14 protein-coding genes and 2 tRNA genes are annotated in these 26,058 nt (G+C 47.3%); 14 read left to right on the top strand and 2 right to left on the bottom strand.

The features are described from left to right. Nucleotides 1–19 precede the first annotated feature (19 nt). On the bottom strand, nucleotides 20–832 hold the full coding sequence (locus RCO84_RS12075; protein WP_317585202.1) for a helix-hairpin-helix domain-containing protein: 813 nt from the start codon (nucleotides 830–832) through the stop codon (nucleotides 20–22). A gap of 221 nt (nucleotides 833–1,053) precedes the next feature. Further along, nucleotides 1,054–1,129 (bottom strand) — tRNA-Pro (locus RCO84_RS12070). A 155-nt stretch (nucleotides 1,130–1,284) separates the two neighbouring features. On the opposite strand from RCO84_RS12070, the gene RCO84_RS12065 reads away from it, so the two are divergent. The 14 genes from RCO84_RS12065 to RCO84_RS12000 all read left to right on the top strand — a co-directional run bounded on the left by RCO84_RS12065 (nucleotide 1,285) and on the right by RCO84_RS12000 (nucleotide 26,022). After that, nucleotides 1,285–1,357: transfer RNA gene (locus RCO84_RS12065), tRNA-Phe, on the top strand. Nucleotides 1,358–1,557: 200 nt separating this feature from the next. Next, nucleotides 1,558–1,914: a subtilase gene (locus RCO84_RS12060; RefSeq protein WP_317585201.1), complete on the top strand. Its 357-nt coding sequence runs from the start codon at nucleotides 1,558–1,560 to the stop codon at nucleotides 1,912–1,914. Nucleotides 1,915–1,932: 18 nt separating this feature from the next. After that, entirely contained in the window at nucleotides 1,933–3,894 is a 1,962-nt protein-coding gene (locus RCO84_RS12055) for a pectate lyase family protein (protein ID WP_317585199.1), read from the top strand. Between the two features lie 204 nt (nucleotides 3,895–4,098). Then, the gene (locus RCO84_RS12050; RefSeq protein WP_317585198.1) at nucleotides 4,099–5,184 is read left to right on the top strand and encodes a glycoside hydrolase family 53 protein; all 1,086 of its coding nucleotides are present in this window, start codon (nucleotides 4,099–4,101) and stop codon (nucleotides 5,182–5,184) included. Between the two features lie 17 nt (nucleotides 5,185–5,201). Further along, a complete protein-coding gene (locus RCO84_RS12045) occupies nucleotides 5,202–7,652 on the top strand; it encodes a glycoside hydrolase family 2 TIM barrel-domain containing protein (RefSeq protein WP_317585197.1) in 2,451 nt (816 codons plus the stop codon). A gap of 155 nt (nucleotides 7,653–7,807) precedes the next feature. Next, entirely contained in the window at nucleotides 7,808–10,687 is a 2,880-nt protein-coding gene (locus RCO84_RS12040; RefSeq protein ID WP_317585196.1) for a two-component regulator propeller domain-containing protein, read from the top strand. Between the two features lie 720 nt (nucleotides 10,688–11,407). Next, on the top strand, nucleotides 11,408–14,344 hold the full coding sequence (locus tag RCO84_RS12035) for a SusC/RagA family TonB-linked outer membrane protein (RefSeq protein ID WP_317572830.1): 2,937 nt from the start codon (nucleotides 11,408–11,410) through the stop codon (nucleotides 14,342–14,344). 18 nt (nucleotides 14,345–14,362) lie between these two features. Then, nucleotides 14,363–15,883, top strand: a complete 1,521-nt coding sequence (locus tag RCO84_RS12030) for a RagB/SusD family nutrient uptake outer membrane protein (RefSeq protein ID WP_317572829.1) — start codon at nucleotides 14,363–14,365, stop codon at nucleotides 15,881–15,883. 15 nt (nucleotides 15,884–15,898) lie between these two features. Further along, complete coding sequence (locus tag RCO84_RS12025; protein ID WP_317572828.1) at nucleotides 15,899–16,801, top strand: DUF4984 domain-containing protein; 903 nt, start codon at nucleotides 15,899–15,901, stop codon at nucleotides 16,799–16,801. An 18-nt stretch (nucleotides 16,802–16,819) separates the two neighbouring features. Further along, a complete protein-coding gene (locus tag RCO84_RS12020) occupies nucleotides 16,820–18,400 on the top strand; it encodes a DUF5003 domain-containing protein (RefSeq protein WP_317572827.1) in 1,581 nt (526 codons plus the stop codon). Then, complete coding sequence (locus RCO84_RS12015) at nucleotides 18,400–21,081, top strand: DUF4458 domain-containing protein (RefSeq protein WP_317572826.1); 2,682 nt, start codon at nucleotides 18,400–18,402, stop codon at nucleotides 21,079–21,081. Before RCO84_RS12020 ends, RCO84_RS12015 begins: the two co-directional genes overlap by 1 nt. A 21-nt stretch (nucleotides 21,082–21,102) precedes the next feature. After that, the gene (locus tag RCO84_RS12010; protein WP_317572825.1) at nucleotides 21,103–23,148 is read left to right on the top strand and encodes a BACON domain-containing protein; all 2,046 of its coding nucleotides are present in this window, start codon (nucleotides 21,103–21,105) and stop codon (nucleotides 23,146–23,148) included. Nucleotides 23,149–23,179: 31 nt separating this feature from the next. Next, on the top strand, nucleotides 23,180–25,273 hold the full coding sequence (locus RCO84_RS12005; protein WP_317572824.1) for a subtilase family N-terminal domain-containing protein: 2,094 nt from the start codon (nucleotides 23,180–23,182) through the stop codon (nucleotides 25,271–25,273). Between the two features lie 11 nt (nucleotides 25,274–25,284). Further along, on the top strand, nucleotides 25,285–26,022 hold the full coding sequence (locus RCO84_RS12000; RefSeq protein ID WP_217744206.1) for a DUF1573 domain-containing protein: 738 nt from the start codon (nucleotides 25,285–25,287) through the stop codon (nucleotides 26,020–26,022). Nucleotides 26,023–26,058 lie beyond the last annotated feature (36 nt).

Genomic DNA, 26,058 nt, shown 5'->3' with positions numbered 1-26,058 from the left:
AGCTAGCTTTATCTTGCCCCTAGTAGGCAAGATACGGCTTGATTCTTTCTATTTCGGCAGGTGGAAAGTCTTTGAGGAGACGCAGCTCTTCAGCATTTTTCAGCGGACCATGGGTTCTGCGGTAGTTTACGATTTCCTTTGCCTGGTAAAAGTTCAGGTAAGGATGTTTGCGCAATTCGGTTAAACTGAGCTGGTTGACATTCATTTTCCGGATATGTTTTGCATCAATATTCATATAGTGGAGGGCTGTCTCGGGCACGCCTTCCACTTCTTGTATCTGGCTCATGGAAACAAAACCGCCTAACCGCTCTCTGTAACGGATGATGCTTCTGGCATAGTAAGAGCCTATGCCGGGAATTTTCTGCAGTTCGGTCGTATCAGCAGAATTGATGTTGATATACTGACCTTCTTTCAGTTTTCTTGGATAACTGTATTGGGTACTATCCTTCTTTCTTTCTTCTCTTGTTCTTGGAACTGTCTCTTGATAGCCGTAGTTGTATCTTTCTCTTGGGTAAAAGTTGGCAGCCAGCTGGTAGTCTTTACCAATTCTGATAAAGGGCAGCAGTTTTTCGAATTGCTTCTTGGTTAGTCCGTAAACCCGTGCAAAGTCTCTAGGTGTCCTGAAGATGCCTCCTTTATTTCGATATTTGATGATGCTTCTGGCTTGCCATGATTCCAGTCCCAGCCGTTGAAAATCAGATTGGCTTGCCGTATTGGGGTCAAAGGCGAATACTTCGCTCGACTGAAGTCCGTCTTCATAATAGCCTGGATGCTCCCTTGTGGCATATCTGATGATACTATCGTTATGAGCTTGTTGCTTTTCTGAGGGCATAGTTTCTTTAGAACCTACAATGAAAATCATTGTGGTACTGACAACGAGCAGGATCAGGATTACGAGTAATGCTCGCCGTTCATGGTAATTGATATAAAAAAAATCCTTTAAAAACTTCATAGGCTTACGGATTTTTAAGCTCTTGTGATACCGAAATTTCGCCGACCATTTTGACCACGACCAAGGCAAATCCCCTGAGTATAGGCACATTAGACGGCTTTTGGTCGGGATTACTGGACTCGAACCAGCGACCTCATCGTCCCGAACGACGTGCGCTACCAACTGCGCTAAATCCCGATTTCTGCTGCAAAGGTACATTAAATAATGGATAATACCAACAAAAATAGACTTTTTTATCTTTTTTTGAAAGAAATTTCCCGAAAAATTTGCAGGAACCAGAAAAAAGTATTACCTTTGCACCCGCAAATGATAAATCGCGATTTGTGAAAGTTGGTGCCATAGCTCAGTTGGTAGAGCAAAGGACTGAAAATCCTTGTGTCCCCGGTTCGATTCCTGGTGGTACCACTTCTTTATGAGACTGAATCTTCGTAACAGGATTCAGTCTTTTTTTATGCCCTTTTTTATAATATTCCATTTTACACTTATGAAAACGTTTGCGTAAGAAAAATGTGCCAGGATGTTTTATAATAGCTATTTTTTCACTACTTTTGCATTGTAAAATTCAAAAACAAACCAAAAAATTAATCTAACAAACATTCGTTAAAATGAAAAAAGCTTATTTATTATTGTTGGCTGGAATGTTGTCTACGGCAGTATTTGCCGGCAGCAAACAGACGGTTAAGATTAATGGCCAGGTCATAGACAAGACTGTCACAGAGATTACCTTCGATGGCGACAATGTCGTTCTTCAGTATTCAGATAATACATCTGATCAGACGGATATGTCGCTCGTAACCCTTTCTTTCACTTATCAAAATACCGGCATCAGCCAGATAGAAGATATAAAGAAAGCATTGCAAGGAAAGGTTTATAACCTTCTGGGCCAATGTGTTGGTAAATCCCCTAAGGGCTTATCTAAGGGTGTTTATATTATTAATGGTAAGAAAGTTATCATCAAATAAAATAAGGAGGATTGAACAATGAAGAAAATGGTATTTACTTTGGCACTCCTCCTGATGAGTTTGAGTGCTGCCGTGGCTCAGACAGGGACATTTAAGATTACCCATGCCGTGGCTCGTAACAGCAAGGTGAACCAGATGTATGTTACTACCAAGTCGGGTGATGTGAAGTATTATAATACTGCAGACTTGACAAGTGTGAAGTTCGAAGGTGACAAGACAATCATCGCACCTAAATCAGGTTCAGAGAATGATGAGTATGATGCTTCTGTTCAGGCTATCAGCTTTGCCAAGAAGGCTGATCAGGGCGAAAGTGGTGATGTTGAAAATCCTGCAGGTGTGATTCAGATTACTGAGGCAAAGGGCTGGCAGGAGTCTGCCTACTTGAAGTGGGCTCCATTCGAGGGTGCTTCTTCTTATAATGTATATGTAGGTGATAAGAAGATTGATGCTCAGTTGATTCGTCAATATGCTTCTTATTATCGTGCCGATGTTCTCGGTTTGAAGGCTGGTACTTATTCTGTAAAGGTTGTTCCTGTCAATGCTGAAGGTACAGAGATTGCTGGTGCAAATACAGTTTCTAATTTGGTTGTAAAGAACTACAACCGTGAGGGCTTTGCTCATTTCAAGTATGATGGTGTAGGTGCTTATAATAATGATGGTACTTTGAAGGCAGGTGCTAAGGTCCTGTATATTACGGCTAAGACAGCTAAGACCGTTTCTACAACAGTTAATACTGGAAAGCTTAAGGCGATTACAGGTCTTCAGTCTATTATTGATGCTTATTCTAAGGGCAAGGATACTACTCCTATCGCCTTCCGTATCATCGGTAAGGTAAATCTTTCTGATTTGGATCACATTTCAAGTTCTGCAGAAGGTTTGCGGGTTAAGGGTAAGGGTGCTCACTCTGAAATGAACATGACTTTCGAAGGAGTCGGTGATGATGCTACTGTATATGGATTTGGTTTCTTGCTTCGTAATACCAAGAGTGTAGAGTTCCGTAACTTTGCTATCATGCGTTGCCTGGATGATGCTATGTCTCTTGATACTGATAACTCTCATGTATGGATTCACAACATGGATCTCTTCTATGGTAAGAAGGGCAGTGCTGCCGACCAGGCCAAGGGTGATGGTACTGTAGATATCAAGGGTGACTCCCAGTATATAACTGTAGCATACAACCGCTTCTGGGATAATGGTAAGGCTTCTATGTGTGGTATGAAGAGTGAAACTGGTCCTAACTATATTACTTATCATCATAACTGGTTCGACCATTCTGACTCTCGTATGGCTCGTATTCGTACTATGAGTGTTCACATGTACAACAACTACTATCAGCACAATGATGTTTATGGTATTGGTGCGACAATGGGCTCAAGTGTGTTCATGGAGTCTAACTACTTTGATGCAACCAAGCGTCCTATCATGAGTTCTGAGCAGGGTACTGATGCCAAGGGCGATGGTACTTTCTCTAGTGAGAATGGTGGTTTGATTAAGGCATACGGCAATGTATTTGCCAACAAGCCAGAAAACTTCAGCTATATCCCATATTCAGAAAACAATACAAGCTTTGATGCATACGAGGTTTCTGCCCCAAGTGAGCAGGTTCCTTCAAGCGTAAAGACTTTGGTAGGTGGTACTTCTTACAACAATTTCGATACCAACTCAAGCCTCATGTATGCATACACTGCAGATAAGGCAGAAGATGTTCCTTCTATCGTAGAAGGTTTCTATGGTGCAGGTCGTTTGAATCATGGTGACATTGATTTCGTTATTCCTGATGAAACAGTCGTAACAAATGGTCACCAGCAGCCATGGCCTGCTTTGGCAAGCATTCTTGACGCTTATACTTCTGGTGTTGTCAAGGTGTTCGGAGAGAACAATGCTTCTGGCGAAGGTGGTTCTACCGGAGGTGGCGAGACTAGTGGTTCTACTGGTGATACAGAAGGTGGCAGTACTAAACTTGTACCTGTAAAAGAGTAAAGGTATAGAACTGATTTAAAGATTCTTGCTTTTTTAATGACAAAACGGACAAAAGCTAGATAAAGATTTGCTTTTGTCCGTTTTTTCTTTATTTTTGTCTTAAATCTATCTGCTGTTTTCTTCTCTTTTCTCTACTTTTGTAACCGAAAACAATTTTAAACGTAAAACGTATTTTAACGTAAAACGCAACCTAAAAGTAAAACAATGAAGAATATATTTGGAAAAGCCATATTGCTGGCTTCAGCACTCTTGTTCTCTATTACAGGAACAAGTTGCAGCAGCGACGATTCTACTGTTCACGAGCAGGAGAAAACATACGATATGAGTGGCTTCGCCAAGGGCGCCGATGTAAGTTGGCTCACAGAGATGGAGAAGGATGGTGTGAAATTCTATAATCAGAATGGCAAGGCTACAGAATGCATGAAGCTCCTCCGCGAAGAGGAAACCAATTCTATCCGTCTGCGTGTCTGGGTAAATCCGGAAGGTGGCTGGTGTGGCAAGGATGATGTCATCGCCAAGGCTTGGCGTGCTCAGCAGCTCGGCTTCCGTCTGATGATTGACTTCCACTATTCTGATACCTGGGCTGACCCGGGCAACCAGAAAGTTCCGGCTGCATGGCAGGGCTATACTGCCGAACAGATGAAACAGGCTGTGGCTGATCATACCAAGGATGTGTTGAATGCCCTGAAGGATAGAGGTGTAACCAACGTAGAGTGGGTGCAGGTGGGCAATGAAACCCGCGACGGAATGCTCTTCAACAGCGATGAGGCTGTAACCGGTCAGGTATCTAAGAATGCAGCCAACTTTGCTGCTTATGTTAACGCCGGATATGATGCCGTAAAGGCGGTTTATCCACAAGCTAAAGTCATCGTGCACGTGGATGAGGGTAATAACCTCGGCCGTTATACCTGGCTCTTTGGTGAATTGAAGAAGAAGGGTGGAAAATGGGATGTCATCGGTATGTCACTTTATCCAGAAGATAACAATTGGCAGGATTTAACCACCAATTGTCTGAATAATATTAAGACTTTATCAGAACAGTACAACTGCCATGTCATCATCTCTGAAATCGGTATGTGGTGGGGCTCTGACCAGGCTGCGCCCATGATGAAGAAGATGGTGGATGGCTGCAAGGCAATCTCTACTTGCGAGGGTATCTTCTATTGGGAACCGGAAGTTTACAACAACTGGAAGCCAGCCAACTATACCACTCTGGGTTGGTCTGCATATACCAAGGGAGCCTTCGACAACAGCGGCAAACCAACTGCCGTATTCGATGCATATAAATAAAAATATTAAATAGCAATATGATCAAGAGAAGCATTACTTTCATGACTCTTGCCCTGGCACTCACTACGCTGTGCCAGGCGCAGAGCAGAAAGGTTATTAACCTGCCTTCATGGGACTTCTCCCGTGATGGCAAGACGTGGCAGCAGGTAGCTGTTCCGCACGACTGGGCTATCGCGGGTCCTTTCGATAAGAAATGGGACCTGCAGATGGTGGCCATCGAGCAGAATGGCGAAACCGAAAAGACCGAGAAGTCGGGGCGCTCTGGTGCGCTGCCTTGGATAGGTGAAGGAATGTATAAGATGAACTGGACGGCTCCTAAGGGCTATAAGCGTGCCGTACTCGTCTTCGACGGTGCCATGAGCCAGCCTGTTGTCAGCGTCAATGGCAAGGAGGCTGGCAGATGGGCTTACGGCTACAATGCCTTCCGCATCGACATCACACCTTTCATCCAGTTTGGTAAGAGTAATCTCATCGAGGTACATCTTAATAATGTAGAGGAGAGCAGTCGTTGGTATCCGGGAGGCGGTCTTTACCGTCCGGTTTTCATAGAACTCTATGGCAACGAAAACTTCTCTACCTGGGATACCTTCGTGCGTACCCTGAAAGCTGATAAGCAGGAAGCTGAAGTAGAAGTAAATGCGCTGCTGGAAGGAAAGACTGGTAAGTCGGGCAAGACCGTTATAGCCCTGTTGGATGAGGCTGGCAAGAAGGTTGCCGAGCAGACCGTCACAGGTGCCAATCCTGAAATCAAGACTACTCTGAAGGTAGCGAATCCTCAGCTCTGGTCTCCGGAATCTCCTTATCTCTATCAGGTAAAACTTATCCGATATGAAGGAAAGAAGGTGGCTGATGTTCAGACCCTGAAGACCGGTATCCGCACCATCGCCGTATCCAAGGATTATGGCTTCCAACTCAATGGTGTTACCCGTAAACTGAAAGGTGTCTGTCTGCACCACGACCTCGGTCCGTTGGGTGCAGCAGAGAACAAGGCAGCTCTCATCCGCCAGATCAAGACGATGAAGCAGATGGGTTGCGATGCTATCCGTACTGCCCACAACATGCCTTCTACCATGCAGATGGAAATCTGCGATTCCCTCGGTATGATGGTAATGGCAGAGAGTTTCGATATGTGGATTTATCCTAAATGCAAGAACGGCTATGCCAACTTCTTCAAGGAGTGGAGCGATAAGGATATCACCAATCTGGTAAAGCACCATCGCAACCATCCTAGCATCGTGATGTGGAGCATCGGTAACGAGATTCCTGAACAGTGGAGCAAGGAGGGTGTGCAGATTGCTAAGCATCTGCAGGATATCTGTCATCAGTACGACCCATCCCGCCCTGTTACCCAGGGTATGGATCAGGCTGAGGCTGCCCTGAAGAGTGGATTTGCCCAGGTAATGGACGTGCCGGGCTTCAACTATCGCGTACATAAATATTATAAGAATATCGAGCAGTTGCCTCAGGGCTTCCTCCTCGGTTCTGAAACCGCCTCTACGGTCAGCTCCCGTGGCGTATACAAGTTCCCGGTAGTGGTAAGTGATAAGGCTACCTATCCTGATGGTCAGTGCTCAAGCTATGATACCGAATACTGTTCCTGGAGCAATCTTCCGGATGATGACTGGAAGATGCAGGATGACTACAGTTGGGTAATCGGTGAGTTTGTATGGACCGGTTACGACTATCTGGGCGAGCCTACTCCTTACGATACCTACTGGCCAAGCCGTAGCAGCTACTTCGGCATCTGTGACCTTGCCGGACTTCCAAAGGACCGCTACTATATGTATCGTGCCCGCTGGAACGAGCAGCAGCATACCACCCATCTTCTTCCTCACTGGAACTGGAAGGGCAGAGAAGGACAGGTTACCCCTGTATATTGCTATACCGATGGTGTGGAAGGCGAACTCTTCGTCAACGGCAAGAGTCAGGGCAGGGTTCGCAAGGACAAGTCAAGCCGTCTGGACCGCTACCGTCTGCGCTGGAACAATGTGAAGTATGAACCGGGTGAGATTCGCGTGGTTACCTATAACCAGTATGGCGATAAGGTTGGCGAGGACGTGAAGCGTACCGCCGGCGAGCCTGCGCAGATGAAGTTCAGTGTAGAAACACCTGATCATGAGCCTATTGCCTGCATGGTAGAAGGCTGTACCGATGAGCACAATGTGCTTCTGAATGCCGATGGCAACGACCTTGCCTTCATCACCGTGAGTCTGCAGGATAAGGACGGCAATGAATGTCCGCTTGCCGATGACGAACTGACCTTCGAGGTGAGTGGTGCCGGCACTTTTAAGGCAGCCTGCAATGGCGATGCCACATCGCTCGAACCGTTCACCCAGCCACAGATGAAACTCTTCTCCGGCAAACTCGTTGTCATCGTACAGAGCAGCAAGCAGAAGGGCGACATCATCCTGAAGGTAAAAGACAGCAAGCGAAATATCGAAAAGTCGATTACGCTCCAGGCAATATAAGATAACAAAGACCGATTTCGGTTGGTTATAAAGTATATAGTTTATATCGGATCCTCTGGGAATAGCAGCGGCTATTTTTCCCAGGGGATTCTTTTTTTATGAATTTCCTCCGATATTTTTTGGCGTTATCATGAATATTGTGTAAATTTGCACGCATGAAAAAGTCAATAAAACCTATATACCGCATCAGCATGGCAATTGCTATGCTCTTTATTTCGCTTGCCATCCATGCGCAGCGTTTCGTCAACACCTCCCTTGAAGGTGCTCAGGCAGTTTGTGCCATTACCCAGGACAGTGATGGAATGATATGGCTCGGAACCGACAACGGTCTTTACAGCTATGATGGTTATCATGGCTACCGCCATTTTCAGGAACATACATTCAGCAATACGCGTGTCAATGCGCTCGGTTTCGAGGGCAGAATGCTCTATCTGGCTACCGGCAACGGTATCCTGAAATTCGATACGCAATCTTATCAATATGCCGAAACACCTGCCATGAAGGCTTTTGCAGATGAGACGAAACGCAGGCAGTTGAAGGAACTCCGTGTGCTCGATATGAAAGGCGGTAAGACTGACTTCGGTGGCGATGTCTATGCCTTGCTCTCTACTCCGCGAGGCTTGCTCGTAGGTTCGCTCGCTGGTCTGCATCTCGGCAGCAGACTGATTCCGCTCCGTGCCGGAGAACAGCCGCTGGTCAATGCGCTCGCCTATGATGCCAAGCGCCGATGCTACTGGATTGGAACCGAGGGCGCTCTCTATTGTGCCGATCTGCAGCTCAGGAACTTCTCACAGATTCCAGCTCTCAACGGCAATTCCATCAAATGTCTCTCTGCCGATGCTGCCGGCAATCTCTATATCGGAACCGATAACGGACTCTATCAGATGGCACTCTCCAATGCCATCACCCATTATATCCACGATTCCCGCGATGATGCTTCTATTCCTAACAACATCGTCTGGGCTTGCTTTGTAGATAAATGGCAGAATGTATGGGTGGGTACTGACAATGGACTCTCCCGTCTCACTACCCATACCTATTACCGCTATGTATCGCTCGATAAGATTACGATGTCGGGTGAGGGCAACTGTCTCCATGCCATGCTCCAGACCCGTAACGGCGAATGGTGGATGGGCGGTACCAACGGTCTGATTCATTTCACCCGGAATGCTGAAGGTTATCAGAATGTGGCATGGTACAAGCAGAACAGCTCTGCCTTCCCGCTGAGTCATAACCGTGTACGCAAGATTTATGAAGACCATGACGGCGATGTATGGATCTGTACCGACCATGGCATCAACTTCTATGACCGCAGTTCTCATCAGATGCGCAACTTCATCGTCTACGATAAGAGTGGCAAGTATTCTACTGCCTGGGCTTACGATATTCTCCAGGACAAGAAGGGCAGGATATGGATGGGTTCTTATCAGGGCGGTGTCTTCGTGATGGATAAGGCGGCTCTTCTGAGCGGCAAGACCATAGCCGACTGGCATTACTCGGACAAGGGAAAGAATGCGCTCTCTGGTTTGCATGTAGGTCAGATGGTGATGGATGGAAAGGGTAGGATTTGGGTTTCTACCTATACCCGTCTCAACTGCATCAATCCGAACAATATGAAGGTGGTGCAGGTAGCTAACTCAGATGTTGTCAACTATCTGATGGCAGACAGCAAGGGCAATATCTGGATGGGTGATAACAGTTCGGTAACCTGTTATTATGCAGCCGGTTCTGTGCTGGGTAACAGCTTTTCTTCCAAGACATGGCAGATTGGTGGCAAGGTAAGTACCATGTGCGATGTGGAAGGCAAGATGTGGGTGGTATCGGGCAATGAATGCTGCGTAATCAATCCTGAGGGCGAGAGCCAGCGCTTCATGATTCCTTCTGTTGTGCCGCTCAACATCTGTTACAGCAGACAGACTCATGAGGTAATGATGGGCGGCAATGACGGCTATGTGGCAATCAGTTCCGATGTAGTACAGAAGCCTAAGCAGTTTACCCGCTTGATGCTGGCTGGAATCATCGTAAACGGAGAGGCTCGTGAGGAGCGTGGAGAAATCCTGGAACTGAAGAGTGATGAGAACAACTTCACCTTGCAGCTCACCGACCTTCCTTTTGCCGATCATCCTTCAGCCGTTTATGCTTACAAACTCGAAGGCAGCGATCACGACTGGCATTATCTGAACTCCGGCAATATCGATATCACCTACAATGGTTTGTCTTATGGCGATTATCATCTTACGGTTCATGCCGTGGATGGTGAAGGCAAGATAGCCGTCGAGGTTTATTCGCTCGACATCTCCGTCCTGCCGCCTTGGTATCTCTCCTGGTGGTGCAAGCTCTTCTATATCACGGCACTCATCGTGTTTGTGGCATGGCTGGTAAGCTGGTATTTTCTGCGCAAGGAACTGGCTGATGCCCAGAAGCAGAAGGCTGAGGTGTTGGAGCAGGTACAGATGCGTATAGACTTCTTCAACCGTCTGACGGAAGATTTGAAGGCAGCTGTGGCTCATCATTCATTTGATGAGGTGACTGCTCTGATGGTCCGCTACCTGAACGTGAAGATTCCTGATGTGTCATCTTCTGTTGCCACTGGGTTATCCGCTTCGCCTGTATCTGAGCCTGAGTCATCATCCTCAGAACCAGTTCCTGCACGATCTGAGTCTTCTGAAGAGGAAAAGAAGATGGTAGATGTCAGCGAGTTGGATGCGGCAGACAAGCGTCTGCTCGAAGAGATCAATGAGGCGATAGAGAAGCATATGATTGATTCCGACTTCAACGTTTCGATGTTGCAGGATGTGATAGGTATAGGTGGCAAGCAGCTGTATCGCAAAACGAAGGCGATAACGGGTCGTACGCCTGTAGAGTATATCCGTGAGATGCGTATGAGCCGTGCTGCCGAGCTCCTGAGCCAGGGCAAGTTCAGTGTTTCCGAGGTGATGTATACCGTTGGTTTTTCCAACAGCAGTTATTTCTCCAAATGCTTCTCCAAGGAGTATGGCATGACTCCTACGGAATATATGAAGGTGAAGAGGTAAATAAATGATGTGCTTCCGTTTGCCTATAGATATGGCTGCGTGGGGTTAAGAATATGACAGCATTGGGTTACGGATATAACTCCGTCGGGTTACGGATACGACTCCGTAGGCTAATGGAGACGTATCCTTCGGCTTGTCGAGATATCTGCGTCAGCTGACTGAGCTACTTGCGTCAGCTGATTGAGCTACTTGCGTCAGCTGATTGAGCTACTTGCGTCAGCTGACTGAGCTACTTGAGTCAGCTGATAAAATACGTTCCGATGCAGTAAAAAATGCGTCCCGATGTAGCATTTGCTACGTCCCGACGCAGCAAAAGATACGTCCCGACGTAGTGCAAGATGCGTCGGGACGTAATTTCAGCTTTATGAAAACGGCTGCATAGAAACAAAAAAAGGTGTGTATTGAACTTGTTTTTGCAATCTGTAATCGGACGTGACAAAAAATCGACAATTAACTAAATTTATGAGCATATATGCTAAAAAACATAGATATTTCGTGTTAATTATTTAATTTTTAAGCGATTATCTTGTGCAAATAAGAAAATATTCGTAATTTTGCACCGATTTAAGTTAAATAGGTATTTCCATGCGTGCATATTAGTGAAAGAATGTATAAATGGAGGGGCGAAGTGTTGCCCTGAGTGCTTTCGGCTTTTACCAAACGAGAAAAAAATGAGAAAAAAATAATAATTATTAATTAATAAACTTGAAACAAACAAGGATGAGAAGATTAACTCTTTTACTTGTCTCACTTGTATTGTTGTCTATCCAATCGGTCTTGGCGCAGAGTTTCAGCGTCAAGGGTACAGTCGTGTCTGCTGATGACAACGAACCGATGATAGGTGTGACCATTATGCAAGAGGGAACATCAAATGGCGTAGTGACCGATATTGACGGTAACTATACCATCGAAATTAAGGGTGCTTCGAAGGCTACGCTTGTCTACTCTTATGTGGGCTGCGTTACGCAGAAGCACGTTGTGAAAGCGCAGACAAATACGCTCAACATCACCCTTGCTTCGGATTCCAAGATGATGGATGAAGTGGTTGTGGTGGCGTATGGCGTGAGAAAGAAGGGAACCATTGCGGGTTCCGTGTCTGCCGTAAAGTCTGAAAAGATAGAAAATGTGCCGGCGGCAAGCTTCGACCAAGCTTTGCAGGGACAGAGTACTGGTTTGCAGGTCATCTCTTCTTCGGGTGAACCTAGCAAGGCGGCTACCTTCCAAATCCGTGGTACCAACTCTATCAACTCCGGCAAGTCGCCACTCTTTATCCTCGACGGCGTGCCAATCTCAAGTTCTGATTTCAATACTTTGAGTCCTAACGACATCGAAAGTATCTCTGTATTGAAAGATGCCTCTTCTACCTCTATCTATGGTGCACGTGCTGCCAATGGTGTGGTTGTCATCACTTCCAAGCGAGGCTTGGCAATGGACAAGGCGAAGATTACGCTCCGTGCACAGTATGGTTTCTCTGAGTTGGCACAGACCAACTGGAAAATGATGAATACTGATGAGCGTATCCAGTTTGAGAAAGAAGTAGGTCTGGATACAGGTAAGGATTACAATCTCCTTTCAAGAGTAAACGTAAACTGGCTGGACGAGGTGTTCAACGACCGCGCTCCGCTGCAGAGCTACGAACTCTCTATCAACCGTGCTACCGACCGCTTGAACTACTATGTTTCTGGTGGTTTCTACGATCAGGACGGTATCGCACAGAATTCAACCTTCCGCCGTTACAACATCCGCACCAATGCTGATGTAAAGGCTGGCAAGTGGTTGAAGGTAGGTACCAACACCATGGCTGCCTATGAGGAGGCTCAGCAGGCTGACGACGGCAGCTATACTACCGTTACTCCTATCTCAGCATGCCGATTCATGCTGCCTTACTGGAATCCATACGCAAAGGATGGCAGTCTGGCTTCACTTTCAGCAGGCAACTGGGCTGGAACCAGCGAGAACCCTATCGTTTACATGGGCTTGAATCCTATCAAGAACAAGAAATATAAGGTGCTCTCTACCATGTATGCTGAAATCTATCCGATAGAGAATCTGACTATACGTACTCAGTTCGGTGCCGATTTCACCCATTCTACAGCGTTCCTCCAGTCGTTCCCAAGTCTCTCTTCAAATCACGGACAGGGTACTGCGGCACGCCAGAGCAGCGATGCCATCAACCTGACAGAGACTACTACGGCTAACTACCGTTTCACTCTGAACGATATCCATTCGTTCAACGTGATGCTGGGTCAGGAGGCTGTCAATTTCCACTCAGATGGTTTCCAGGTATATTCCAAGGGTCAGACCAGCGATCTCCTGACCAATGTATCATCAGGTACACGTGCCAGCCGCTGGGCAGATTCATCTTCTGATTATTCTTACCTGTCATTCTTCATGCGTGGCGAGTATAACTATAAGGAGCTCTACTATGCCGATTTCTCTCTGCGTACCGATGCTTCTTCACGTTTCGGTAAGGATCATCGCTGGGGTACATTCTGGTCGCTCGGTTTCATGTACAACGTGAAGTCTACCGACTGGCTGAAGGATATGAAGTGGCTCAGCACAGCCCAGATTGCCGTAAGTACCGGTACATCGGGTAACTCTGAGATTCCTAACTATTATCACCTGGCTCTGGTTTCTGGTGGTGCCAACTACGATGGTACTGCCGGTTTCTATCCATCACAGAGTGGTAATGAGGAATTGGGTTGGGAGTCAACATGGGCAAACAACTTCGCCCTCCGTTTGGGCTTCCTCGACAGAATCAACTTCAGCTTCGAGGCTTACTACAAGCGTACCTCCAATATGCTGATGCGCGTTCCTGAGTCTTACACCGTTACCGGCGAGGGCTATCGCTGGAAGAACGTAGGTGTGATGGCTAACAAGGGTATCGAGCTGAGTGCTGACGGCGATGTAATCCGCACACGCGACTTCACCTGGAATGTAAGTGCCAACGTATCTTACAACCAGAACCGATTGAAGGAACTCTATAACGGTGTAACCGAGTATGTAAACTCAACCACCGGTTTGAAGTATGTGGTAGGTCACTCAGTAAGCGAGTTCTTCCTGAACCGTTATGCCGGTGTGAATCCAGCGAATGGTGAGCAGCTCTGGTATGACAAGAACGGCAACGTAACCAACGAGTTCCGCGAGAGCGACAAGGTGATGACAGGCAAGACCTATGATGCACCTTGGATGGGCGGTTTCGGTACAAGCTTCCGTTGGAAGGGCTTGCAGCTTTCTGCCCAGTTCAGCTGGATTGGTACACGCTACGTGATCAACAACGACCGTTACTTCGAGGAGAGCGGTGTAACCTTCGGTACTGCTTACAACCAGTCAAACCGTCTGTTGTACGACCGTTGGAAGCAGCCAGGCGATATTACCGACATCCCACGTTGGGGCGAGGTAACCCAGCTCGACGACCGCTTCTTGGAGAATGCATCGTTCCTCCGTCTGAAGAATCTCAGTCTGTCCTATTCATTGCCACAGAGTCTGTTGCGCAAGACCAACTTCTTCTCTATGATCAGAATCTACGGTCAGGCACAGAATCTCTTCACCGTAACCGGTTTCAACGGTCTGGATCCTGAGGTTTCATCCAATATTTACCAGGCACAGTATCCGGCATCACGCCAGTTTACTCTGGGTGTTGAATTGCAATTCTAACCAAGAAAGGAGAAAAAAATGAATATCAAAAATATAAAGACATACATCCTGTCGGGAATCCTAGTCCTCTCGATGTCTTCCTGTCTTGATAAGTATCCTGAGGATTCTATCCGCATGGACCAGGCTATCAACACGGTGGACGACATGGACAAGCTGGTGTACGGTATCTACGACAGTTTCAAGAGCAGCGCCCTCTATTCGGGAAATCTGACAATCCTGCCAGATCTGCAGGCAGACTTCGTGTACTGCGTGAAGGGCTACTCTAATGCCTATGGCGATATCTACCGTTGGAAAGATATCAAGGCTACCAACACCGACATCGAGGCGGTATATGCCGACCTTTATGATGTGATCAACCGATGCAATTTCCTGCTCGATAATGTTGAAAAGGTAAAGGCTGCAACCAACGATGATAAGCAGCTTGATAAGTTGGAGCAGTATGAGGGCGAGGCTTACTTTGCCCGTGCCCTGGCTTACTCAGAACTGATCAAGTGCTTCTGCAAGGCTTACGATAGCGATGAGCAGGCAGAGAAGGAACTCGGCGTTGTACTCACAGAGCACTATTACGGCAATGAGCCACAGAAGAGAGCCAGTCTGAAGGAATCATACGATTTCATATTGAGAGACCTTGACAAGGCTGCTGAATATCTGAAGGTAGACAAAGACTTCACTGGTACTCTCTATGACGAGATTTACTTCAACGAGTATACCTGTCATGCCTTGCGTGCGCGCGTATCCTTATATATGCATCGCTGGGATGATGCCATCAAGTATGCATCTAAGGTAATCGATAGTAAGTATTACGTGCTGGCAAGCTGCACACAGAAGATAGGCAACACCAGTTATTATCAGTATCAATGGACAGCAGGTAAATCTACAGAAGGAATCTGGAAGGTAGGCTTTACCGTGAACAGCTATGGCGGTGCACTGGGTACCATCTTCGATAACTACAACTTCGTAACTTATCGTCCAGACTATGTGCCTGAGACATGGGTCATCAACTCATTCGACAGCAATGACCTCCGTGCAGCAGCCATCTTCACAACCCGTGTAACAGGTTATGAGCACGGTTTGCAGTGGCCTTTGCTGAGCAAGTATTTCGGCGATGCAGAATTCCGGAACAACAATATCCTGCATGTTCACCAGCCAATGGTATTCCGTCTGTCAGAGCAGTATCTGATTCGTGCTGAGGCTTACGCCATGAAGAAGGACTATGGTAAGGCAGGTAAGGACATCTCTACCTTGCGTACAGCCCGCTACTCATCTTATGGTGGAAACACCTCGATGAGCGAGAGCAACGCCATGAAGATAATCGAGGCAGAGCGCGTGAAGGAACTCTATATGGAAGGCTTCCGTCTGAACGACCTCAAGCGCTGGCACAAGGGATTTGAGCGTAAGGCTGCCGACCAGCCTGCTGCCAACTTCGTGCAGAGCAGTCTGAAGGTTGAAAAGGATGACCCTCTCTTTGTCTGGCCAATTCCTCAGCATGAACTTGAGGCACCAGGTTCTGAGATTCAGCCTAATGAAAGTAACAAATAAAATAAGGAGACGATCATGAAGAAAATAATGATGGGATGTTTGGCAGCCGTAGCTGCACTCATCGCTCTTGTGAGTTGTTCACAGGATTATACCACTTATGCTGGTCCAAGTCATATCATGTTCTCTGATACGCTCTATCAGTATGCTGTACAGAAAAGCAATGAGGTTTTCAATGTGCCTGTATCTGCAACCGAAAAAGCTGACTACGACCGCACCTTCGGCGTGGAGGTAGTAGACAAGCAGAGCAATGCCATCGAGGGTAAGCATTACCGCATCCTCAACAACACCGTTACAATCAAGGCGGGCGAGATGGTAGGAAATGTGAAGATTCAGGGTATCTATGATAACATCGGCAAGACCGACTCGCTCGGCTTCACCCTGAAACTGGTGATTCCGGAGAAGTATAACTGGACAGATCTCTATAAGGACTATGCCCACGTGGTAATGCAGAAGTCTTGTCCTTTCGATATCCACAACTTCTCTGGCTGGTGCAAGGTAACATCTACCTTCTACAGCAAGTATCTGAACAACGTAACCAACCGTCTGATCAAGACTGAGGTAGTGGAAGGCGAGGATAATACCATTCTGCTGAAGGATGTTTACTATAAGGGCTACAACCTGAAGTTGAAGTTCAATACCAAGAACATTCTTGAGCCAAAGGTAGAGATGGACGACCAGATAGCTGGTGAAACCGGCGAGGCGTTCGGTACCATCTATGGAGACGGCAAGTTGCGCATCAACCAGCCTTCTCTCTATACCTCTTATTATAACACCTGCCAGAACTATGTATTGCAGTATGTCACCATGAGTGTTAACAACAAGGATGGTTCAACCTTCGGCAACGTAGGAACCTTCATCAATATGTATGAATGGATCAGCGATGCAGAGGCAGAGAAATTGAAAGAACAAGGATATTAATCGTAGAATAAAAAGAAAATGAAAACATTGATTTCAAAATATTGGCTCGTATTGATGACGCTGGTATCAGTGACTCTGTTCACCGCTTGTTCCAGCGATGACGATGCCGTAACTCCTGTGTTCCCACAGGTACAGACTATCGGCGGTGCAGCTGGTGCTGAGTTGGACTTCACCTTCGATGCCAACGAGAGCTGGAGCCTTTCTTCAGACAAAATCTGGTGTAAACTGGTGCAGGGCGAGAAAGCAGACGCCTTCGTACTCAATGGTACTGCAGGCAAGCAGACTATCAAGGTTAAGATTACTGCTGATGATGCCAGCAAGGATATGAGCGTGGCTCAGCTCTTCCTGAATATGGGCGGTCAGAAGGTTGCCATCGCTGAGGTTAAGCGTTCGGCTGCCGACCATATACTGACGGTTTACGATGCGGATGGCAATGATATCACCAAGACAGGTATCACTGTAGGTTACAATGTATACACCAAGTTTACCGTAAAGTCAAACTTCCGTTTTGCTGTTACCAATACTCCAGCTTGGGTAGACTTGGAAGGCGGCTTCCTGGTAGGTACACCTAACAAGGCTGTTGTTGGCGGTGTTTCCTTCAAGGAGAATCAGGGCGTAAGTGCTAAGTATGCCATCGCTAAGGACGGCAACTACACCATCACCTTTACTTCTGAGGATGGCAAGGCTGCTGTAACCATACCTGTTATCTATAATGGTATGACCACCAGCACCATGGATGTTACTTATCCAACCTCTTCACAGTGGGCTGTATGGAATGTATCTCTTGATGGTAAGGTGTTCACTCAGAATGGTTCTAGCCTGAATGGCGGTAATACCAACAATTTCACCTTCTACAACTTCGTTCCTTTCACCCTCAAGACCTTGGGTGATGCTTATCAGCTGGTAGTCTTCGGGAAAAAGGAGAATGGTTTGTTCGAGGATACATCTGGTGCTGTGAAACTGCAGGGTGAAAAGGGTGATGTGAAGCTCACAGTCGCTCCATTAGGCAGCGGAAGCCGTGAGTTCCTGGTCTATGCATTGCCACAGAGCGTATTCGAGAGTCTGGAGAATGGACTCGACGGAATGCTGGAGGAAGACTTCATGACAGTGAAGAGCGATTACGACCGTTACTTCCTGATGGATGTTGTACAGAAGGAGGCCAACTCTTCAGCTGATGATCAGTCTGCAGCACCAACAATCAAGAAGAATAACTGGCTCGACGTAGAGTGTACAAAGGATGTAAACGGAATGTACAAGGAAGTGGCTTCCAGTTTCCTCAACTATACAGGTGATGAAATCTATATCGCTTCGGCAGCTGTAGGTTCTTCGCTCACCGTAACTCCTTACATCAAGGAATGGGATCCTGAGACCATGATGGAGACTGATTATCTCTATATGATTGATAGCAGTAAGAAGGAAATCAATCCAGAACTAGGCATGGATGAAAACAACAACCTGAACTTTACATTCCAGCTTCCTGAGACAGCTCCTGTATTCATGGCTTTCAAGGTAAATGGCAAGGTGGTAAAGGTACTCGTAATTGAGCCTACCGATAATCAAAGCAAGAAACATACTTCTATCAGAAAAATTAGAAAGTAATGAACAGAATGAAAATATTTTCAAAGGCACTCTTGTTGCTCTTGGTCTCTCTCCTGACCTTTGCAGCAACAAGTTGCTCGGATGATGAGACCGGAGGCTGGGACGGCACATACGGATATGTGCAGTTCAAACTCAGCAAGAAGGTTTCTTCTAGAGCTACCCGTGCTGCTGCCCTTGACAAACTTGAGAAACTGGATGATGCCAAGAAAATCAAGGTGGTCATGGAGCACAACGGTACAACTGTCTCTCAGACACTGGTGCTCAATTCTTATAATTCAGAGAATGCTGAGTATGGTCTGAGAAGTGAAAAACTGCAACTCGCTTCGGGTACTTACACCGTCATCGGTTTCTATCTCTATGATGCTGTAGACGAGGAGTTGCTGGCTTCTTCTGCCGGCGAAACATTCACTGTAGTAGGTGGCGGTCTGGAAGTACAGAACCTCATGGTGGAGACTGTGGAGCGTGGTAAGGTGAAGTTCAATCTCGTGAAGGAGTGGGAGAAGACCCGTGCCGGTGGTACTGAGTATCTCTTCTCTAACATCCGTCTCGTTGATGTCAGCGTAACCAACCTCTTTACCCGTGAGACCTATACCTTCCCTGAACTGAAGGTGAAATATAAGGAGTCTAGCGTAGAGCATCAGAATCCAGACAATGAGAACGATAAGTATATGGACACAGGTACAGCTTACTGCGATTCTACCGTATGGCTGCCTGCCGGTACTTATCAGGTTACCTCTTATACCACCTACGGCAAGACAGGTGCGGTGAAGACCAAGTACGAAACCCAGCCTGTAAAGGGTAAGGCGTTTATCGTAGAGGATAATCAGCTCAATGATACAGCTCAGGTGCCTATCCTCCTTTCCAAAACAAAGGAGTATATCAAGGACTATGAGGCTTTGAAGGCTATCTGGGAATCTCTCCATGGTAAGGAGTGGAGCTTCTATGGCGATGCTACTTTCAAGGGAGCTAACTGGAACTTCAACAAGGAACTCGATATGTGGGGCGAACAGCCGGGCGTAACGCTCAACAGCAACGGCCGTGTCATCGGTCTCGTTATCGCCGGTTTCGGTGCAAAGGGAATCGTACCTGATGCCATCGGACAGCTGACAGAACTCCAGGTGCTCAACCTCGGTTCTCACGATGAGAAGATTGGTGCCAACATCTTCAATGATTATGATGCAAACAGTCTGACTGCTGCAAAGAAGAGCAGCATGCGTCACGACTATGAGAACAAGTTCCTGAAGTATGACCCACGTGCCAACATGTCGAATATGATTGTAGAAAGCTACAACTCAGATCCTAAGGTGGCACCGAAGAACAGAATCAAGAAGGACAGCCGTATCAACCTGAAGGATGCACAGATCGGTACATTGACCAACAAGATTACAGGTGTATCTAAGGCCATCTACCGTCTGACTAAGTTGCAGCAGTTCTATATCGGTAACTCTTCTATCACATCCGACTCGGTTTGTGCGGAGTTCTACAATGCTAAAGATCCTGTTTATGGTAAGTTTGCACAGGAGTTTAAGGAAGAGGATTGGGACAAGATGGAAAACCTGACCGATATCGAACTTTACAACTGTCCGAAGATCAGTCGCATTCCAGACTTCTACTATAAACTCCCTAAATTGCAGGCGATGAACCTGGCACGATGCAAGGGCATCTCAGCTAATCAGTTGAGAAATGATTGGACCCGCTTAGCTGAGGAGAAGACAGGTAAGACACTCCAGATTCTCTATATGAGTTACAACAACCTGGAGGAGTTCCCTGAGACATCTGCCTTGAGCAAGATGGTAAATCTCGGTCTGCTCGACCTGGCTTACAACAACATCAAGAAGTTGCATTCGTTCGGTTCTGGGGTAGCGCTTTCTTCACTCTATCTGAACAACAACCAGATTGAAGAGATTCCTGCTAATCTCTGTGCCTTTACAGATGATGTAGAGAGTCTGACCTTCGCCCACAACAAACTGAAGAAGATTCCGAATATCTTCGATGCAAGTTCTGTTCGCGTGATGGGTTCTGTAGACTTCTCTTACAACGAGATTACAGGTGTAGATAATAATCATGGTCCCTACAAGGGTATCAATGCAGCTTCTGTTACTCTCTCGTACAACAAGATAGAGAAGTTCCCTTCAGAGCTGTTTACAGCCGGTTCGCCAATCACAACCATCGATTTGAGCAGCAACCAGATGCGCACCATCCCTAAGGGGTCCATCAAGGGCAAGAAGGCTTATCTGCTGCAGGTCATCGACCTCCGATTCAACAAGTTGACATCCCTCTCTGATGACTTCCGCTCAACCACATTGCCATACATTACCAATATGGACTTGAGCTACAACTGCTTCACCGAGGTGCCAACCCAGCCATTGAACAGTGCCGTGCTCCGTGCCTTTGCCATCAACCACCAGCGTGATGGGAAGGACCAGCGTTGCCTGCGTACATGGCCTACAGGAATCACAACCTGTCCGAGCCTGATCCAGTTCCAGATTGGTTCCAACGATATCCGTAAGGTAGAAGAAACACTGACCTCTCACCTTTATATCCTGAATATCGCAGACAACCCTAACATCTCTATCGATGTAACCAGCGTCTGCCCATACATCAAGGCAGGTAGGTATAAGCTGTTCTACGATAAGAATCAGGACATCCGCGGTTGCGATGCTTTGGATCTCGAAAATTAAACCCTATAAGAAAGTAGTAATATGAAATATATGAATAAACTGACATTAGGTATCGTTCTCGCTGCCGGGCTTTTTACAGCCTGCAGCGATAAGGATGATGTCGATATCCCAGGAGGACTGGCACTCGATAAAAAGGAGATAGCCATAGGTCCTCAGGGTGGAACAGAGCAGATTGCCATCGCTGCCTCACAGGACTGGGTGGCAAATACCTCTGAGCCTTGGCTGGTGCTTTCGCCTGCCAACGGCGTGGGCTCTGTTGAGGGTACCATCAAGGTGGATTCTACTCTTTCCAACACGCTCCGCAGCACAGAACTCAGCTTCCAGGGTGCCAACGGACAGAGTCGCAAGCTTACCGTCACCCAGTTCGGTTATGGCAAGCAGATCTTCCTGAAGAATCCTGTTGTAGAAATCGAAAACTCCGGTTCTTACGATAAGCGTGCTTTCGAGAGTTTGATTTCTGCCAACGTAGAATGCAAGATTGGTAAGATAGAGTATTCTTTCGAGGGTGATCTGACCGATGCCGAGAAGACAGAGAACGAGAGCGAGCGTGAGGGCTGGCTCCTGAACAGCAAGGATGAAAATAAGCTGACAGGTACTAACCTGGGTATCGTGCTGGACAGAAAGTACCGTCCTCGCACCGTGAACTTCAAGTTCCGCTGGGCGATGAATGTTGTTCCTGCTGTTCGTGTGGCTAAGGTTCACTTAGTACCGGTAAAAGCTGAAGATAAACTGGTGGATGCAGATGGCAAACCTACAGAGGATGTCATCCTGACCGTTCGTCAGAAGGCAGCACCAAAGATTGAGGACAACCGTGCCGGTGACTCTCTCTCTGTCATCATGATCAACCAGAAACTGGGTAGCATTGCTACCTTCGATTCCAGCGATAACATGCGCAACTGGAGCGGCGTAACGCTCTGGGAAGCTACTGATGCTTTCGTGAAGGATCATCCAGAGGCTTTAGGACGTGTACGTTCTGTCAAGTTCAGCATGGTCAACCTCAAGAGTGGCGAAACTCTTCCTAAGGAAGTGGGTAATCTCAAGTTCCTGGAGTCATTCTCTGTTGCAGCTAACGAGAACAACCAGATTCGTGAGGTGAAACTCGGTGATGAAATCTGCTCGCTGAAGTATCTGAAGAATCTTACCGTTCAGGCTTACGGTCTGACTCAGTTGCCTACTAACTTTGTTAATCTGGGCAAGAGTCTTGAAACGCTCAATCTGGTAAGTAACAACTTCAACCAGTTGTCAGATATCACCAATATCGTCAACGAGAAGAACTTCCCTAAGTTGCGTAACCTCATTCTCTATGCACAGCGCCGTACGGATGTTCTCATCGACATCGCTTCGCTGGGCAAAAAGAACGCATCAGGCGTCTATGTTTATAATAACTATCCTATCGGACTGTATGGTAAGGTAAATGCCGGCGCAGACCGCCAGGCGCTTCTCAAGCTCCTGACATGGGATAAGTTGAATACACTGGAGTTGTCTTACAGTTTCCTGGAGGGTGAACTTCCTACCGATGAAGAGATGGATGCAGCTTTGAAGGCTGCCGGCAAGGCTACCCGATACAGCAAGTCTGACTTCTCTACCAACAAGGAAGATTATCTCGACAAGCTGGTAGGCGATACCTGCAAGTGGTTGCTCTCAGGCAAGGTTAATCCTGTAACCTGCAAACACAAGGATGGTTCTGTAGTTAGTAAGGATGTTTATCCTTACCAGGTGCCACGTGTATTGCCAAACTGCCGTCAGTTGTCACTCAACCTGAACTTCTTTACGGGAAAGGTGCCAAACTGGATTCTTTTCCATCCACACCTGGTAGAATGGAATGCACCTACGATGATCTTCAACCAGCAGCCTAAGGGTAAGAATAGCGATGGCGCTGCCGTTGGTTTCTCTAATATGACAGAAGACAGCTATAGCTATGACTACTATTACGGAACCAGCGACCCAGGCAGCCAGTGGGAGGTTCGAGGTGTAGCTTATCCGCTCTACTACCGCAAATACGTGGCAGCAGGCGATATTAATGAAGCTGCGCTGATGGCTAAGTACAGGAGAACTAAGAAAAAGTAAGATAAATATAAAAACAATATAGAAGCAAACAATGAAGAAAAAGTTTTTCTATATAGCAATGGTCGCATTGGCATTGACGGGCTGTTCTGACAGCCTGTCAACCATCGGCTCTTCTGACGGCAATTCAGAAATCACCATCCCTGCAGATGCTGAGGCGGGTGAACTGCTGATTAAGTTCAGTCCGGAAATGAGCGATATCCTCGACCAGGCACAACTGAGCAAGACTCGCGCCGGAAAGGCTACCCGTTCGGGTATTCCTTCTACCGACGAGGTGCTCGACATCCTGGGAAGCTACAGCTTTGAGCGAGTATTCCCGGTAGATGCAAATACTGAGGCAAGAACCCGCGAGGCGGGACTCCACCTCTGGTATACGGTGAAGTTTAATAAGGGAACCGACCTGAAGGCGGCTGCCGAGCGCCTGAAGCAGTTGGGCGAAATCTCAAAGGTTCAGACCAACGGCCGCATCAAGCGTGCTTACAATACAGACAGCAAGCGCATCTATCTCAGCGATAAGGCACTTCAGCAGAAGGCTACCCGTTCTGCTGCCGATGACTTCCCTAATGACCCAGGCTTTGCTAGCCAGTGGCATTACCGTAACCTGGGCAAGGGCAACTATGATTTTGAAAACCTCAACAACAATCATGTAGGTGCTAAGGCTGGATGTGATGTGAATGCACTTGAGGCGTGGAAGACCTGCACAGGCGATCCTTCTATCATCGTGGCTATTCTTGATGAGGGCGTGATGTATACGCACCCTGATCTGGCAGCCAACATGTGGTGCAACCCGGGCGAAAGTGTTCAGGGTGCCAAGACTGACGGCGACGGAAACGGTTATGAGGGCGACCTTCATGGCTACAACTTCGTTACTGAGAGCGGCGATATTACCTGGACTGATGCCAATGACACCGGTCATGGTACTCACGTAGCTGGTACCATTGCAGCCGTAAATAATAATGGTAGAGGTGTTTGTGGTGTAGCTGGTGGTGACGGTACTCCTAACTCTGGTGTCAAGATCATGTCTTGTCAGGTATTCTCCGGTCAGAACAGTGTAACCTTGGCAGGCGAGGCGAGAGCCATCAAGTATGCTGCCGATAATGGTGCAGTCATCCTGCAGTGCAGTTGGGGTTACAACTCTTCAGAGTCTAGCATCATCAACGGTTATACTCCGGGTCCTGCTACCGAGAAGGAATGGGCTGAGACCTATCCGCTGGAGAAGGAAGCTCTGGATTACTTTATCAACAATGCCGGTTCGCCTAATGGTGTCATCGACGGCGGTATTCCAGTCTTCGCAGCCGGTAACGAGTATGCTGGCAATCCTGCTTTCCCAGGTGCTTACTCTAAGTGCGTCAGCGTATCTTCATTAGCTGCCGACTATACTCCAGCCTGCTACACCGATTTCGGTTCGCTCGTAACCCTGAGTGCTCCTGGTGGCGACTTGGAATATTACAGCAAGATTGGCGAGCAGGAAGATGAATACTGGGCAGAGACAGAGACAACCAAGCAGAAAGGTGCTGTGCTCTCTACGATGATCAAGAACGGTCGGCCTGCTTACGGCTACATGGAGGGAACCTCTATGGCTTGTCCTCACGTTTCTGGTGTGGCTGCCTTGGGTCTCGCTTATGCTGCCAAGACGAACCGTCATTATCGTGCTGCCGACTTCGTAGCCCTGATGAAGAAGTCTGTAAAGGAACTGGATAGTCATTATCAGAATGGTGCAACCAAGACCTACTACATGAACCATACTACCGTAGGTGCTTCGCCTGAGATTGTACAGCTCTCTAAGTACATCGGCAAGATGGGTGCTGGTCTGATAGATGCAGCTAAGCTCTTGAATAACATCAAGAACAAGAAACTCAGTTCTGATATGAAGTTGCCTAACGTGTATGTGGGCATCGAGAAGACTGTTTCTCTCAACCTCGCTGCATATTTCGCAGGTCGGACAGAGGGATTCTCTTGTTCTGTAGCGAATGGCAGCGTAGCTTCTGCTTCGGTAGATGGCAAGACGCTCATCGTGAAGGGACTCGCTGTCGGAAGCACATCGCTCACCGTAACAGCTGCTGGTGGTACCAGCCAGACTGTAGTTGTGACCGTTAGAAAGAGTGCCGGTAACAATGGTTGGATGTAATTGGATGTAATATGAAGATATTTGCTTTCCTATCGCTTTTCTTCCTGGCTTTGCCTGTTACGGTGAATGCCCAGAAGGAACTGCTGAAGTTTGAGCATCCGCTTATCGATGCAGGTACGATGACCGAGGACGATGCGCCTCGCACCTTCACCTTCGTAGGTAAGAATGTGAGCAAGAAGATACTGCACATCACACAGGTGAGAACCACCTGTGGATGTACCAGTTCTTATGTCAGGGGCGATGTGATGAAGCCTGGCGATACCTGTCAGGTGCAGCTCACCTTCACGCCTAACCGCTATCCGGGCACCATCAATACGGGTGCTTATCTCTATCTGAAAGAGGTAGAGGGACAGCCTGCCGTTAAGCTTGCCTTAACGGGAAAGGTGCTGCCGGGGGCTGACCAGTGGGCACGCTATCCGCACAAGATGGGCGCACTCAGACTGAAACAGGCGAAGGCAAGTATCACAGAGGTAAAGCCGGGCACAGAGCCTGAGGCACGTATCCTCTGCGGAAACAGCGGTGACAAACCTCTCCGTATATCCAGCCTCCTTCTTCCTCCTTATGCCCGTCTTACGACAGAGCCTGAGGTGATAGAACCGGGTGATGAGGCTGACCTCGTCATCACCATCATAGCCGATAAGATTCCGGCTACGATGCCCGAATCCTTCACCTTCCCTGTTATTCTGGAGGGCTTGGATGCCCGCCCGTCTGACAGAACGATACAGGTCGTTGTAAAGGTAAAAAGGTAAAAAAGGAAAAAAGTAAAAAAGAAAAAAATACCAAGA

It is taken from the genome of Segatella copri (assembly GCF_949820605.1).
Taxonomy (GTDB): domain Bacteria; phylum Bacteroidota; class Bacteroidia; order Bacteroidales; family Bacteroidaceae; genus Prevotella.
Note: the sequence above shows the minus strand (reverse complement) of the source record. Positions and strands in the feature narration are given on the sequence as shown.

Bases quoted from the DNA above. Each gene is read 5' to 3' on its own strand.
- RCO84_RS12015 (WP_317572826.1), top strand. From the start codon at position 18,400: ATGAACAGAATGAAAATATTTTCAAAGGCACTCTTGTTGCTCTTGGTC.
- RCO84_RS12020 (WP_317572827.1), top strand. From the start codon at position 16,820: ATGAAAACATTGATTTCAAAATATTGGCTCGTATTGATGACGCTGGTA.
- RCO84_RS12010 (WP_317572825.1), top strand. From the start codon at position 21,103: ATGAAATATATGAATAAACTGACATTAGGTATCGTTCTCGCTGCCGGG.
- RCO84_RS12075 (WP_317585202.1), bottom strand. From the start codon at position 832: ATGCCCTCAGAAAAGCAACAAGCTCATAACGATAGTATCATCAGATAT.
- RCO84_RS12035 (WP_317572830.1), top strand. From the start codon at position 11,408: ATGAGAAGATTAACTCTTTTACTTGTCTCACTTGTATTGTTGTCTATC.
- RCO84_RS12040 (WP_317585196.1), top strand. From the start codon at position 7,808: ATGAAAAAGTCAATAAAACCTATATACCGCATCAGCATGGCAATTGCT.
- RCO84_RS12050 (WP_317585198.1), top strand. From the start codon at position 4,099: ATGAAGAATATATTTGGAAAAGCCATATTGCTGGCTTCAGCACTCTTG.
- RCO84_RS12055 (WP_317585199.1), top strand. From the start codon at position 1,933: ATGAAGAAAATGGTATTTACTTTGGCACTCCTCCTGATGAGTTTGAGT.
- RCO84_RS12060 (WP_317585201.1), top strand. From the start codon at position 1,558: ATGAAAAAAGCTTATTTATTATTGTTGGCTGGAATGTTGTCTACGGCA.
- RCO84_RS12025 (WP_317572828.1), top strand. From the start codon at position 15,899: ATGAAGAAAATAATGATGGGATGTTTGGCAGCCGTAGCTGCACTCATC.
- RCO84_RS12005 (WP_317572824.1), top strand. From the start codon at position 23,180: ATGAAGAAAAAGTTTTTCTATATAGCAATGGTCGCATTGGCATTGACG.
- RCO84_RS12030 (WP_317572829.1), top strand. From the start codon at position 14,363: ATGAATATCAAAAATATAAAGACATACATCCTGTCGGGAATCCTAGTC.
- RCO84_RS12000 (WP_217744206.1), top strand. From the start codon at position 25,285: ATGAAGATATTTGCTTTCCTATCGCTTTTCTTCCTGGCTTTGCCTGTT.
- RCO84_RS12045 (WP_317585197.1), top strand. From the start codon at position 5,202: ATGATCAAGAGAAGCATTACTTTCATGACTCTTGCCCTGGCACTCACT.